This window comes from Bradyrhizobium sp. WYCCWR 13022, assembly GCF_030435535.1.
In the GTDB taxonomy this organism is placed as follows: Bacteria; Pseudomonadota; Alphaproteobacteria; order Rhizobiales; family Xanthobacteraceae; genus Bradyrhizobium.
Map to the genome: position 1 here is coordinate 159,595 of NZ_JAUIZJ010000001.1, position 13,581 is coordinate 173,175.

Sequence of the window (13,581 nt, forward strand, 5' to 3'; positions counted from 1 at the left end):
GCCACGACGGAGGTCTCGTAGGGTGGGCATAGCGACGCGCGCCCACCACCTCCGGATGACGTGAAAGATCGTGGGCACGGCGCTCGCGCGCCTTTGCCCTCTCTATAGCTACGGCACCGACTGCGCCTCTAGGGCGCGACCAACAATCGGCTCTCGCGATCCCACCTCCAGAGCCGTTCATTGGTCAGAAGCGTGCCGCCCCTCCAGCGGTGGATCGGGTTGTGCTGGAGGAAATCCTGGTCTCCCGCCAGCACCGCCTTCCCGAGATCAGTGAGCGACATGCGGGATTGCTTGTACCGTGCGTGACGGATCGCATCGTCGTGCCGAGCTCCCAAATCCTCGGGGTCGATCGTACGCAGTTCGTCGCCCAGACCGGCCACTGCCGGCTTGGGGCCGAGTGCGAGCCCCTCCAGCAGCGACCCCAGTTCGAATTCGCCAAACACGTACGTGCCCCGCAGTGAACGCAGATGAAACAGGGCGTTCGTGTTCGCGTACCCTCGGGCAAGCATCTCCAGAAATCGCATCTCGCTCGCACCAAGACCGCTCAGGGGCGACGGTAGCTCTCCCAACAGCCGTTGCCATGCCGATCGCAGCATCAACAGGGCGCTTAGATCGCTGTGAAGTACATTCGCACAGGCTTCAGGCGTCGGCGCGCGATACGCTTGCCAAGCCATTCCAGCGGTCTGGAGTTCTCGGGCCTGAACATCCACCATACGAATGTGCGATGCGGACGCTTCGGAGACTTTCTCTCGCACATCGAACAGATCGAATGCGACCAAGCGCAGTCCGAGTTTTTTAAGCAGCTCAGGGTAACAGGCGAGATGGTCGAGCAGCCAGATCAGCTGCAGTTGATCGTCTGGACTCGGGTCGAACCAAAGCTCAATCTCGTCATGGCGCTCGCAAAAATCGGCGAACGGTAACTTCCTAAGTTCCTTGAACTTGGAGGGCCATTTTGGACCCCAATCCGACCAGTGATCGCCCGGCTTGAGCGTCCCCTGCGCCCCGAAATAGGCTGCGAAATACTCCGGCGAAGGCAACGGCCCACATGAACCGGAAAAAGAAGAGAACGACGATCTCGGCCAGTTTCGATTTGGCGAGATCGGCGCCGGCCACACCGGTCAAGATCAGACGCTTCATCACCCCCCGATCACTCCAACACAAAAGAAACGGGCACTGACGACGTCGGCAACTCAACGTCCTCAGCGCCCGCTTCTCGCGAAAACTTGTACTCGAGGCTTACTCGTCCGCGGGCTCGTCGCCGTCGGCGTCGCTCTCGGGCGTGCCGGCCAAAATCTGCTCGGAGATCAGGCCGGAGTTCTGGCGGATCGCGGTCTCGATCTTGGCGGTAATGTCGGGGTTGGACTTCAAAAACGCTTTCGAGTTCTCGCGGCCCTGGCCGAGGCGCTGGCTGTCATAGGAGAACCAGGCGCCTGATTTCTCGACGATGCCGGCCTTGACGCCGAGATCGAGGATCTCGCCCATCTTGGAGACGCCCTCGCCGTACATGATGTCGAACTCGACCTGCTTGAAGGGCGGTGCCAGCTTGTTCTTCACCACCTTCACACGCGTCGTGTTGCCGACCACTTCGTCGCGCTCCTTGATCGCGCCGATACGGCGGATGTCGAGGCGGACGGAGGCATAGAACTTCAGCGCGTTGCCGCCGGTCGTGGTTTCGGGCGATCCGTACATCACACCGATCTTCATGCGGATCTGGTTGATGAAGATCACCATGGTGTTGGACTTGTTGATCGAGGCGGTCAGCTTGCGCAGCGCCTGGCTCATCAACCGCGCTTGAAGACCCGGCAGTGCATCGCCCATCTCGCCTTCGAGCTCGGCCTTCGGCACCAGCGCCGCGACCGAATCGACCACCAGCACATCCACCGCACCCGAGCGCACCAGCGTGTCGCAGATTTCCAGCGCCTGCTCGCCGGTGTCGGGTTGCGAGATCAGGAGCTCGTCGATGTTGACCCCGAGCTTGCGGGCATAGACCGGGTCGAGCGCGTGCTCGGCGTCGATGAAGGCGCAAATGCCGCCCTTCTTCTGGGCTTCCGCCACGGTATGCAGCGCCAGGGTGGTCTTGCCCGACGATTCCGGCCCGTAGATCTCGACGATACGCCCCTTGGGCAGGCCGCCGATGCCGAGCGCGATGTCCAGCCCCAGCGAGCCCGACGAGACCGCCTCGATGTCCATCGAACGGTCGTTCTTGCCGAGCTTCATCACCGAGCCCTTGCCGAACTGGCGCTCGATCTGGGAGAGCGCGGCAGCCAGAGCTTTACTCTTGTCCATGGAAGATCCTTCGACGATACGCAGGGCAGTGGCGGACATTGGGTCGTGCTCCTTATGGCGAGGATTCGCGTGTGGGACAAACGGTTGGGCGGGCGGCTCGTCGATAAAACCAATGTACACCATCTGTTCTTTGTTCGCAATATGTTCTTTGCGGTAGGCGGGTGCTGTCCGTATTTGACCCCAAGTGTCCTAAGTTGAATTTTGCAGGTCCTAGTTCGCCAATTAGGAACAAGTGTTCACTTTGATACTTAAGCCGTCTCCACATGCGAAAGGTAACTGAGGGTGGCGGCAAACAAATTGGACAGATTGGGTATGTTGGCCCTCGCGATCACGGTAGTGGGCCTCGGCACTCTTATTGCCAGCACCGCCATGCTCATGATCCGGTAAGGGCGCCTCAGTTGGGGCCCATAAACTGGCACAAGTTGCATAGACGGCAGCCCGCTACCGGAAGATACTGTCCTTATGGGCAATGATCTTTGGTACAAGGCGTTTGTGATCACGGCCGGTTCTGTGCCGGTGATCCTGTCTGCCATTGCTATCTTCATGCACTAGGGCCGCCTCAGTTGGCGGCCTCTTCCTTTTTAGGCTCTGGCGCTTTCTCCGGGAGAAGCGACTTCATTGCCGCTAGGCGATCAATCACCTTTTGCACGCCAGCTTGATCGTACAGGAGCGCAGCTAGCTCTAGACGATCATCCTTTATCGCAATCGAAGATTCGCTCACGCCCTTCTCTCCCACCCAGCTAATCACAACGCTTTGTCGGCCGCTGGTAGCAGGCATCTGCGGTGGCGGAGTGTGGACCGGAATGTTCCTTGGGGCGCTCGTACTCAGATAAGGCCACCTCGGAATGAAGCCCGCCCCTAGGCGGGCTTTTTGTGTGACTTTTGGAGCGTCCTAATCCGCCTCTGCGGGTGTCGCGTTGAACCTTTGGGCGCCCTGCACAGACACACAGGATCGGGATTTTACAATCTCCCTCCCGGGGCTGGAAAGGCCGCCGCCTGCGCTGGTTTTAAGCGGGCGGCGTTTTTGCTTTCTGTAACCAAAAGGCCCCAATCCGGGGCTGGCGAGATTGGGGCCTTGCGCTGGTTCATGTGACCCCGATGAGGGAGACCACCGGCAGCAAACTCGCAAGGCGAGCATTCGTTCCAGTGTCCTAACTTGAAACTGTGGGAGAGCACCAGAATTTGGGTACCGTCCGTATTCCACCCTTGGTGTCCTAAGAAGAAATTCGGAGTGTCCTATTTAGAATTTCGCAACCAAACGGTCGGATGCTCTTCGGCATTGTGCCTAAGGTCTTTTTCGCCATCGTGATTGCACTCGGCAGCCTCGTCGCGGCGGACCGGCACTATGCATATGGCGCCTACACCGACGCAGCCTTTGGGATGCTGCGCCACATCCGCTATTCATTCGGATGGTAGGGCCGCCGCAGTTGGCGGCGAAAGGCCCCGGCCGCGATGAGACGGCCGAGGCCCTCCCGGGTTGCAATAAGCAATACTGAAATCGCATAACCAGCCCCGGGCTTGGAAAACTATCGCGCGATCGATGAAGCGCCACTGATCTAGCTCAATGCAGAGCGTCCTAATTCCCTGGGGGAACGGGGGCGCCGCAATGGGGAATCGGATCATGACGGAAGACACGCTGCACGATGCCGTCAGGCGCAGTTCCTGATCGAGGCGGCGCTCGAGGAGACGGTGAAGTTCGAGCGCAGGGAAAGCGAGTTCCGCAAGAGGGACCGCGCCGAGCGCGCCGCCGATCTCCGCCTGCCGCCGGACGAGATCAAGGTGCGCCAGGGGAAACGCCAGCCGAAACAGGCTGCCGGCTACTGTGCATGGGGTTGTTTTCGTCGGCTTTGGCGGCGCGGGCCGCCTGAGCCTCGCTACATCAGCGCCAGCAGCACGATGCCGATCACCAACACCACGAAGCCAGCCGCCGTCGCGGCGGCGAATGACCGCTCTACCTTGTCCATGATGCCACCCCGCTGTCGGCGCGCCACGTATCCCCCATGGCTTCGCCGTGCCCGCAAAGTGTCGCCAACGGATGTGTCTGAAGTTGTGCAGCCGGATGTCTGAATTGGGACGTCACAGCGGCCCTCAACGCGTCCGCGAGCCACGCATGAGCCTGCGTAAGGCGCCCGTCAGCCGAATGCTCTAGCCTCGGCTTGCCCGGTGGACCAACACCGGGTCTCCATACCCAGTCGACCTCGCTCGACCCCGAGCGGGGTCTTCTGTTCCCGGCGGCCAGATCGGCTTGTTGCTGCCGACTCCCGGAATCGATGCGGGGGGCGGATCCACCTCCGATCCGCTCTGTCAGGCTCTCGTAAGCTGAGCGGGCTACGGTCATGGAGCTATGGTGTTGCAGCCCAGCACCTCAGCCTCCAATAACCTTCTGCCCCGCCCGGCTCTCCCCTGGCGGGGCTTTTTTCTTGCGACGGCATTGCCGCCAGGCGGCGCGAGAACGCGTGGATCGCAGGCGTCAGTGCCGTGAATCCGCCAAGCGCTCGGGCTTGCCGGAATCGCCGCGCTCGCCGTGACACGCCAGGCCTTCGAAGCGCCAGAAGGTGACGACGCTGGTCGTGCCGCACTGCTCGCAGACGAGCTTCTCGTCACCCAGCATGAAGCGTCCGCGCCTGTAGAGAAGAGAAGACGCTGGCCGCCCGCATTGCGGACAGACCAGCGGGAAACGTCGTGTGCTCCATCGCTGCGCGAGATGTCTGAGCCAGTTCACGTCGTCCTCTTGGTCCTCTTGCGCGATGACCAACCCCGCCTTCGTCACCCCTCACCAGATCACAGTCGAGGCGCACGCAAAAGTGGAAAAGCAATGCACGTGCTCATTTGCTGCGAATGGTCGCGCGGTCGACATCTCTCACGACGATGGTTCCGCACAATCATGAAGCCCGCGACAGCAATCGCGATGGAATCGCCGTTGGTGTCGGCAGGGAACTCCGTGGTTCTCCGGCCAAGAACAGAGTTCCTGACCTAATCGCCAGCCACCGCCTCACAGGTTCCATTCACGCGAAAGACCCATCCATCGGCCCCATCTTTCGGAATCCGATTTCGCTTGTTTCGAACTGCGCGCGCTTGCTCAATTCCGATGAATTATCCTCGACTTAACGGCAATTTTTCCTTGTCGTCGGAATATTACGATGCCCATGTTACCCGACATGGCAAGGTGAATCGTGGAGGTGACCATGAATCACAGGGGCGTGGAGTTCACGGTTGCAAAGACGGCGATCCCGGGTGTCTGGCAGTGGCAGTTCCGGATCGGCGACAAGACCAAGACAGGCAAGACCGAGACGAAGATCGACCTGCTGGCGATCCGTCGCGTGCAGCTGCGCATCGATCGGGAGCTGAAGGCCATCGGTCGCAGGACGGCCTGAGCGATCAGGGCCTAGCGAGCGGGCTAGTCGGCGCTGGGCAGCCGGCGCATTGTGAATTCGATGTCGCCGCCCGGCAGCTCGCGCCAGGTCTCGACTTCGCTCATATAGCCGGCCTTGGGATAGCGCGCGAAGAAAGCCTGCGCTCGTGCCCGTGCCGCGGCGCGCGGCAGGGTGAAGCTCTCGCGCAGATAGCCATCACTGGCCTTGCTGTCCGCCGCGACGGCCCGCTTGCGCCGGCGCGCCATCCGCTCGGCGAGGTCCCGCGGGCGATCCGCCATGTCCTGCCCTCCACAACGCAACACCATGAAGGAATGTAGGATCGGGTCCCGGCGAAGGGGAGTCCCGCCGAAGCCTCATTCGCCTGCCGGGAGCGCGGTCAATTGGAGGCCGTGCCGGCCTTGGGCTTCTTGTGCGTGCTGGTGGCAGCAGCGGCCTTCGGCGCCGGCTGCTTCGGCGGCTCGGCGCGCATGCCTCCCCAGGGATCGCTGGACGCCTTGGCGTCCGGAATCTTCTTCAGCGTCTCCTTGTAGGCCTTGTCACGTGCGGCGTCGGCGGCCTTTTCGTCTTCGGTCTTCGCCGGACCATCCGCCATCAGATTGATATGGGGCGAATCCTGCGCGAAGGCTGGTCCAGCCACCAGCACCAGCACCGCCGCCATACGGAAAACCTTCATTACTTCACTCCTTGAGCATCAATAGAGAGGGCGGACACCGCGCCCTGTTGGTCCTTTTCAGCGCGAGGCGCCTCAATCCGCTAGAGCCGATCCGATCTGCACGATTTCGGCCCATGGAGCCAGTCGTCCCAGATCGGCCCGCACTTGGTGCAGCCGTTCAGCGCCAGACCGAGCGCGGCCAGGCAAAATAACAGGACACATCGACGCAACATCGTCCACCCGCCCCCAGGCCCGGCATCATATCGGGCGAAGTCGGGCATTTTCAAGCCAACGGCCCCCGTGACTTTGCCGCGCCCAAGCGGGCAGAATGAGCGAAACATCCGGCAACAAGAGGAGGAAACGACGGCAATGCCATCGCAGCCAGACGCCGAGTTCGGAATCACTGAGGCCAGACGGATACTCGGCGAGGTCTTCGCGCCCTGGATCGAGGATCTCAACCTCTCCGTCGAGCGCATCGAGCACATCCCTCCTCCCGAGACGCCGGACTGGCAGCCGGGCGCGCTGCTCCGCATGCCGTTCTCGGAGCGGCTGTGCCGCAACGGCGGCGTGGTCTGCGGTCAGGCGCTGATGGCGCTGGCCGACACCGCAATGGTGATCGCGAATCTCGCCGCCAACAGAGGCTATCGTCCGATGACGACGGTGGACCAGACCACGCATTTCATGCGCGCGGTCTCCGCGTCGGACGTGCTGGCGGATGCACGCGTGGTGCGGCTCGGACGCACCATGAGTTTTGGCCGCGTCACCCTGCTCTCGGCCGCCGACAACAAGCAGATTGCGATGGTGTCGAGCGCGTTCGCCATGCTGCCGGGCTGAACATGATCCGAAACGAGGAGAGCCGCGGGAGCGCAAAGCGCACCGCGGCTCTCGATCACGTTCGCATCGAACGAAGCGCGGCTGCAATCGCGCTTCATCCGGCCGCTTCGAGATGACTTGTCGAAAAGACTACTTGCCGAGAATTTCGTCGGCCGCGGTGACGACGCTGACGGTCGGATTCTTTCCGCAATAAGCACCGAACTTCTTGGCGTTCTCGATGAACACTTCGGTGTCGATGATCGCGTTGTCCTCGTCGCCCTTGTACCAGCCGTCCATCCAGGTCAGCACGACCGCGATGTTGTCCTCGCCGCTATCGAGGAACTGCTTGCAGGACATGGTCGAGAGGTCCCACTTGACGGCGTGGGCGGGCATCGACGACAGCGAGAACGCTGCGGCGAACAGGATCGAGAGCGTGGTCTTCATCGGAATCTCCATCGGCGCGTAACGCCACAAAGGAAAGGCTTGGGGTAAAACTCGGCGCAGTGACTTGCCGCCTCAACGTCGTAAACGAAGTATGAAGCGCTGTGCAAGGAGCGCCAGTATTGAGTTTAGATCAACGCAATTTCTATGCACTATTTCACAATCATCATTGTGGATTAACGCGGATGATCGAGAAGCGAACGGCGCAGCGTCATCGGGTTTTCAAGGGCGGCACGATCACCTTTGAAAATAGCGGAATCGCGTGCACCGTACGAAACATGTCGGAAAGCGGCGCGGCGATAGACCTCGACACATTGGTCACATTGCCGCAATCGTTCACACTTTCGATCGCGTGCGACAATTTCGTGCGGAATTGCCGCGCAGTTTGGCGCAGCGAAAGGCGCATCGGCCTGGCTTTCGTGCACTAGCGCGCGTGATGTGAATGTCCATTCGCATCGCATCCACAACATGACTATGATCGCGTGATACGATGGGATCGCCGCCGCGGGTCTCTCAGACGCTGCAGGGCCGCACGACCAGCAGCAGGAAGCCGACCGGATATTGGAGCCGGTCCATCACCATCTGCCTCGCTCTATTTCGGTTTCCCATAGCCGGCTCCGTGGGACGCGCGCCGCTCCAGGGGTTGGGTCCGGAATGCGCTCGAGCGCAGCCTCGTAGGCTCTCTCGTCTTGGGCTTGTTGTCCGCCATCCCTTCACTTGGGTCCAAACCAGCCTGCCATCCCGTACTGGCAAATGCAGCGGTTCCACCGCTTCAGCAATTGTTGATCGGGCAGGGCTTCGTCCCGCCGAATTCGCGCATATCTGTCGGCCTGCGGGGGACCTTCACGAATGTTGCGGATTGTTGCTCAGGTGGCGCTGCTTGCATGCACGCTCGCGCTCGGCGCGTGCGGCTTTGCCGACAGCCGTGCACCGGTGCCCGACTTCATGCGCATCAAGGAGGGAGAGCAACAACCTCCTGAACCGCCGCCCGACGTCAAGCGCGTGGTCCGCGAGCAGATCGATGTGGTCTTCCTCAACACCTCCTATCCGCGCGAGGTGCAAGTGGCCTTGCCCCATCACGAGGTCCGCGGATCTGGCTGGACGGCTTGCGTCCGCGCCCAGCTCACCTCCGCCACCGGCTCGGCGCTGGGCACCCAGACCTACATCGTGACGATCGACAGTGGAAAGATCACCGACCGGCGACGCGCGGAAGCTGACGACATCTGCGGCTCCGAAGCCTACGAGCCGATCTAGCGAAGCATCGCGCCGCACCACGATCCGATTTCGCATCGATCACGACTGCGCGGCGTCAGGCGGCGACCATGTTCTGCTGGAACTGCTCGTAGGCCGCGATCGCATCTGCCGCATACATCAGCGATGGGCCGCCACCCATGTAGACCGCCATGCCAAGAGCTTCCTCGACCTCTTCGCGCGTCGCAGCGAGCTTGACGAGCGCTTCGGCGTGAAAGCCGATACAGCCGTCGCAATGCGCGGCGACGCCGAGCGCGAGCGCAATCAGTTCCTTGGTCTTCTTGTCGAGCGCACCGTCGCGCGTGGCGGCCTGAGCAAGTGCGGAAAATCCCTTCATCGTGTCAGGAATGTCGTTGCGCAGCTTCCTCAGGTTGGCTGAGATGCTTTTGGTAATGTCGACGTAGTTCTTGTCCATCGGAGCCTCGCTAGCTGAGATTGGCTGTGTTCGGAATCGCCTCGCGCGGCGCGCGCAGGGCGACATAGATGGCTGGAATCACCAGAACGGTGAGCAATGTTGACGATGCAAGTCCGAACAGGAGCGAGATCGCCAATCCCTGAAAGATCGGATCCAGCAGGATCGTCGCGGCGCCGATCATGGCCGCAAGCGCAGTGAGCAGGATCGGCTTGAAGCGGACCGCGCCAGCCTCCAGCACCACCTCGCGCAGCGACTTGCCGTCTCCACCGCTGTGCCTGATGAAGTCGACCAGCAGGATCGAGTTGCGCACGATGATGCCGGCCAGCGCGATGAAACCGATCATCGAGGTTGCGGTAAAAGGCGCGCCCAGCAGCCAGTGCCCGATCAGGATGCCGATCAGCGTCAGCGGGATCGGCGTCAGGATCACCAGTGGAAGACGAAAGCTCCTGAATTGCGCGACGACCAGCACATAGATGCCGAGGATCGCTGCGCCGAACGCTGCCCCCATGTCGCGGAAGGTCACCCAGGTGATTTCCCATTCGCCGTCCCACAGCAGCGTGGGATGCGACTCGTCCGACGGCTGGCCGTGCAGGCTGATCGCGGGTTTCGGCAACTTGCCCCAGTCATGGGCGTCCACCCGATCGGCGATCGCGAGCATGCCGTAGAGTGGCGCCTCAAAGCGCCCGGCAAGCTCGGCCATCACCATATCGGTGAACCGGCCGTCACGGCGGAAGATCGTCGGAGAGCCTTCTTCCACGGTCGCCTTCACGACCTGTCCGAGTTCGACCACCGTCTTGCTGCCGGGCAACGTGTTGGCCGGCACGGGCGTCGAGGCCAGCGCCTCGTCCCAGACCAGGTTGCGCTTTCCGAGATGCACGGCGATCTCGATCGGGTTGCGATCCTCGCCACGATGCGAGTAGCCGATCGAGATGCCGCCGAACAGCGCCTGGATGGTGTCGTATACGTCGCGCTGCTCGACGCCGAAGAATTCGAGCCGGTCCTGGTCGATCGAAAGTCGCAGCCGCGGCCGCTTTTCGCCGATGGAATCGTCGATGTCGACGATGAAGGGCACCTCCGCGAAGATCTTCTTGAGCTCGCCAGTGACCGCACGGCGCGTGGCGGCATCGGGACCGTAGACCTCCGCAAGCAGCGTCGAAAGCACCGGCGGTCCGGGCGGCACTTCGACCACCTTGATGCTGGTGCCTTTGGGCGGATCGAGCGCCTTCAGCTTCTCGCGCAAATCGAGTGCGATCTCGTGGCTAGGGCGCTTGCGCTCACCGCGCGCAGTCAGGTTGACCTGCACTTCGCCGAGCTCGGGCCTCTCCCGCAAATAGTAGTGCCTTACCAGACCGTTGAAATTGAAGGGAGCCGGCGTTCCGGCGTAGGATTGCAGCGAGGTGACCTCCGGCAGTTGCCGCGCGATCTCGGCCGCGCCGAACAGCGTGCGCTCGGTCGCCTCCAGGCTCGCCCCTTCCGGCAGGTCGACAACCACCGCGATCTCGGATTTGTTGTCGAACGGCAGAAGCTTGACCGTCACGGACTTCGTCGCGAACAGGGTCATCGACAACAGTGTCGCAATCCCGACACCGAGCAGGAATATCCAGGCCGATCGCTTGCTCCGCACGATTGGCGTGGCGAAGCGTCGATAGATCCGGCCAAGCCGGCCCTCATCGTGCGCCGCATGGGCCGGCGCAACCTCGCCTTTCGGCGCGAGCTTGAGCATCAGCCACGGAGCCACCACCATCGCGACGAAGAACGAGAATAGCATGGCTGCCGACGCATTGGCCGGGATCGGCGCCATGTAGGGGCCCATCAGACCTGACACGAACAGCATCGGCAAGAGCGCGGCGACCACCGTCAACGTGGCGACGATGGTTGGGTTGCCGACTTCCGCCACCGCCTCGATGGTCGCCTGCAAACGCGGCCGGCCGTCTCGCATGCCCCAATGCCGCGCGATGTTCTCGACCACGACGATGGCGTCGTCGACGAGAATGCCGATCGAAAAAATCAGCGCGAACAGGCTGACGCGGTTGATGGTGTAGCCCATCAGGTTGGCGGCGAACATCGTGAGCAGGATCGTCGTGGGAATGACGACGAAGGTCACCAGAGCCTCGCGCCAGCCGATCGCGACCGCGATCAGAAAGACGATCGAGAGCGTCGCGAGCCCCAGATGGAACAACAGCTCATTGGCCTTCTCGTTCGCCGTCTCGCCATAGTCGCGCGTCACCGTCACCTGGACGTCGTCGGGGATCAGGCGAGACTTTAGTCCGTCGAGGCGCTTGGCGATGTTTTCGGACACGACGACCGCATTGGCACCGGCGCGCTTGGCCAGCGCCAGACTGACCGCAGGCGTCCGCGCCCACTGCCCGCCGGCCCCGCGCGTATCCGTCCAGACGCGATGCTCGATGGTGCTCGGACCGACGACAACGGAGGCAACGTCCTTGACGTAGACCGGCCGGCCGTCGCGGGTCGTGATGAGCAGCAATCCAATGTCGGGGACGCCGGACAGTGTCTGGCCGGCCGCGACGCTCCGCACCAGGCCGACATCTCTGACCTGCCCCGCCAGGAAAGAGCGGTTGGCGTCCTTCACCTTGGCCACGAGCTGCTGCAGCGTGATGCCGAACAGCGACAGCTTCTCGGGATCGGGTTCGACCCGGATCTGTTGCGCCGCGCCGCCGGAGATGTAGGTCAAACCGATATCGTCGACCTTCATCAGCTCCGCGCGCAGCTTGTCGGCGAGCTCATAGAGATCCTTCTCGGTCCAGCGACTGGCCGCTTCCGGCTTGGGAGACAGCGTCAGTACCGTCACGGCGACGTCATTGATGCCCCTGCCGACGATCAGCGGTTCGGAAATGCCGACGGGAATCCGATCGAGATTGGCACGGATCTTCTCGTGCACCCGCAGGATGGCGTCCTCGAACTTGGTGCCGACCAGGAAGCGCGCTGTGACCATCACGCGGTCGTCCTCGGTCTGGCTGTAGACGTGCTCGACGCCATCGATGCCCTTGACGATCGATTCCAGCGGTTTTGTCACCAGTTCCACTGCATCCGGTCCACGCAAGCCGTCGGCGTTGATGCGGATATCCACCATGGGAACGCTGATCTGCGGTTCCTCCTCGCGCGGGATCACCACGACGGCGATCAGCCCCACGACGAGTGAGGCGAGCAGAAACAAGGGCGTCAGCGGCGATGCGATCGTCGACCTGGTCAACCGTCCTGAAAGTCCGAGATTCACGGCTGCACCAACTGGTCGCCGGCCTGAATGCCGGACAGAATTTCGAGCCCATCGGGAAGCGCCGGCGTCGGCATGTCGCGGCCGCGCTGTACCGGCACGTCGATGGTGGCGTCACCTTTCCGCAGCCGAACGTAGTCGATGCCGAACCGGGTCGTCACATAACTCGAGGGAACGATGAAAGCCGGCCGCGTGCCTCCGGAAATCCAGACCCGCAGGCGGTCGCCGACGAAATATTCGCCCAGCCCCTCGACGGTCGCGTCCGCGATGACGCGCCCCTCCTCGATCTGCGGATAAACGAGGTCGATCACGCCCCATTTCGAGGCCTCGCCAGCGAGCTCGGCACCGTCGACCCGCACCTTGTCGCCGGCCTTCAGGAAGCGCGCGTGTCGCTCCGGCACGCGCAGCCGCAGCTTGAAGTTCTGCTGGGCCACGGTCACGATCGGATCGCCGGCGAGCACGACCGACCCCACGGTGATCAACCGCTTCAGCACGCGTCCATCCGCCGGCGCGAGCACCTGGCCCTGGTTGAGCTGTTCGTTGATGACGGCACGTTCTGCGGTCTTTGCGCGCAGGCCATTGTCGGCGACGTTGAGCGCCGTGCGCTGCTCGTCGAGCTTGACGCGCGGCAGGATGCCGCGCTCGACCAACCCCTCCGTCCGGGTGAAGTCAAGTTGCGCCTGGTTCGCCTGCGCCTGGAGCGCCTCGATCTGCGCATCGAGCGATTTCATCTGGAGGACGAGCTTTTCGTCGCCAATGGTCGCAATGGCCTGTCCGGCCGCAACACGGTCGCCTTCCCTCACCTTGAGCTGCGCAACGGTTCCGCCGATGCGGCCGCGCGCGGGGACCACACTGATGCTCTCGACGGTGGCAAACACCGCCTTCTCGTCGGTGACCGGTTGCTGCGTCACGGTAAGCGCTTCTGCGGCCACAGCGCATCTGACCGGTGCGCCGATCATCGCCAACGCAACCAGAAGCCCAAGACATCGCGCCGAATATTGCACGGGACTGATCCCTGTCGTCATCGGAGTTGCTCGCGCCGCCTCGCGGCGCCCTCTCATTTCATCGACATTGAAGGTTGGCGTGTTGATCTCGCGCAAGGCGCGCCCGTCCGCCG

Annotated in this window: 15 protein-coding genes; 5 read left to right on the forward strand and 10 right to left on the reverse strand. The window is 62.4% G+C overall.

The annotated features are described in order from the left end of the window. Nucleotides 1–128 precede the first annotated feature (128 nt). The 3 genes from QY049_RS00810 to QY049_RS00820 all read right to left on the reverse strand — a co-directional run bounded on the left by QY049_RS00810 (nt 129) and on the right by QY049_RS00820 (nt 3,007). On the reverse strand, nt 129–1,037 hold the full coding sequence (locus QY049_RS00810; protein ID WP_246755803.1) for a hypothetical protein: 909 nt from the start codon (nt 1,035–1,037) through the stop codon (nt 129–131). A 199-nt stretch (nt 1,038–1,236) separates the two neighbouring features. Next, nucleotides 1,237–2,325 (reverse strand): recombinase RecA, encoded by a 1,089-nt coding sequence (gene recA, locus QY049_RS00815; protein ID WP_194481921.1) that lies wholly within the window; start codon nt 2,323–2,325, stop codon nt 1,237–1,239. Between the two features lie 520 nt (nt 2,326–2,845). Continuing rightward, nucleotides 2,846–3,007, reverse strand: coding sequence for a hypothetical protein (locus QY049_RS00820; RefSeq protein WP_194481920.1), 162 nt, complete (start codon nt 3,005–3,007; stop codon nt 2,846–2,848). A 560-nt stretch (nt 3,008–3,567) separates the two neighbouring features. On the opposite strand from QY049_RS00820, the gene QY049_RS00825 reads away from it, so the two are divergent. Next, nucleotides 3,568–3,702, forward strand: coding sequence for a hypothetical protein (locus QY049_RS00825; RefSeq protein ID WP_301268613.1), 135 nt, complete (start codon nt 3,568–3,570; stop codon nt 3,700–3,702). A gap of 1,054 nt (nt 3,703–4,756) precedes the next feature. Here QY049_RS00825 and QY049_RS00830 read toward each other — a convergent pair. Further along, on the reverse strand, nt 4,757–5,008 hold the full coding sequence (locus QY049_RS00830) for a hypothetical protein (RefSeq protein ID WP_194481918.1): 252 nt from the start codon (nt 5,006–5,008) through the stop codon (nt 4,757–4,759). A 463-nt stretch (nt 5,009–5,471) separates the two neighbouring features. On the opposite strand from QY049_RS00830, the gene QY049_RS00835 reads away from it, so the two are divergent. After that, nucleotides 5,472–5,660, forward strand: a complete 189-nt coding sequence (locus tag QY049_RS00835; protein WP_194481917.1) for a hypothetical protein — start codon at nt 5,472–5,474, stop codon at nt 5,658–5,660. A gap of 23 nt (nt 5,661–5,683) precedes the next feature. On the opposite strand, the gene QY049_RS00840 is transcribed toward QY049_RS00835, so the two are convergent. Together QY049_RS00840 and QY049_RS00845 are read right to left on the reverse strand one after the other, a co-directional pair. Then, nucleotides 5,684–5,938 (reverse strand): hypothetical protein, encoded by a 255-nt coding sequence (locus QY049_RS00840; protein WP_194481916.1) that lies wholly within the window; start codon nt 5,936–5,938, stop codon nt 5,684–5,686. 98 nt (nt 5,939–6,036) lie between these two features. Then, a complete protein-coding gene (locus QY049_RS00845) occupies nt 6,037–6,333 on the reverse strand; it encodes a hypothetical protein (RefSeq protein ID WP_194481915.1) in 297 nt (98 codons plus the stop codon). Nucleotides 6,334–6,681: 348 nt separating this feature from the next. Between QY049_RS00845 and QY049_RS00850 the strand changes: the two genes are divergently transcribed. Continuing rightward, nucleotides 6,682–7,146 carry a PaaI family thioesterase gene (locus QY049_RS00850; RefSeq protein WP_194481914.1) on the forward strand — a complete coding sequence of 155 codons (465 nt, stop codon included), beginning with the start codon at nt 6,682–6,684 and terminating at the stop codon, nt 7,144–7,146. A 129-nt stretch (nt 7,147–7,275) separates the two neighbouring features. On the opposite strand, the gene QY049_RS00855 is transcribed toward QY049_RS00850, so the two are convergent. After that, nucleotides 7,276–7,569 carry an HdeA family protein gene (locus QY049_RS00855; protein WP_194481913.1) on the reverse strand — a complete coding sequence of 98 codons (294 nt, stop codon included), beginning with the start codon at nt 7,567–7,569 and terminating at the stop codon, nt 7,276–7,278. Nucleotides 7,570–7,751: 182 nt separating this feature from the next. On the opposite strand from QY049_RS00855, the gene QY049_RS00860 reads away from it, so the two are divergent. Next, the gene (locus tag QY049_RS00860) at nt 7,752–7,994 is read left to right on the forward strand and encodes a PilZ domain-containing protein (protein ID WP_194481912.1); all 243 of its coding nucleotides are present in this window, start codon (nt 7,752–7,754) and stop codon (nt 7,992–7,994) included. A 421-nt stretch (nt 7,995–8,415) separates the two neighbouring features. Then, the gene (locus tag QY049_RS00865; RefSeq protein ID WP_194481911.1) at nt 8,416–8,820 is read left to right on the forward strand and encodes a hypothetical protein; all 405 of its coding nucleotides are present in this window, start codon (nt 8,416–8,418) and stop codon (nt 8,818–8,820) included. 55 nt (nt 8,821–8,875) lie between these two features. Here the strand turns inward: QY049_RS00865 and QY049_RS00870 are convergent, their stop codons facing one another. The 3 genes from QY049_RS00870 to QY049_RS00880 are packed head-to-tail and all read right to left on the reverse strand — an operon-like array spanning nt 8,876 to nt 13,423. After that, nucleotides 8,876–9,232: a carboxymuconolactone decarboxylase family protein gene (locus QY049_RS00870; RefSeq protein ID WP_194481910.1), complete on the reverse strand. Its 357-nt coding sequence runs from the start codon at nt 9,230–9,232 to the stop codon at nt 8,876–8,878. 10 nt (nt 9,233–9,242) lie between these two features. Beyond that, nucleotides 9,243–12,467, reverse strand: a complete 3,225-nt coding sequence (locus tag QY049_RS00875) for an efflux RND transporter permease subunit (RefSeq protein WP_194481909.1) — start codon at nt 12,465–12,467, stop codon at nt 9,243–9,245. Further along, on the reverse strand, nt 12,464–13,423 hold the full coding sequence (locus QY049_RS00880; protein WP_194482678.1) for an efflux RND transporter periplasmic adaptor subunit: 960 nt from the start codon (nt 13,421–13,423) through the stop codon (nt 12,464–12,466). Before QY049_RS00880 ends, QY049_RS00875 begins: the two co-directional genes overlap by 4 nt. Nucleotides 13,424–13,581 lie beyond the last annotated feature (158 nt).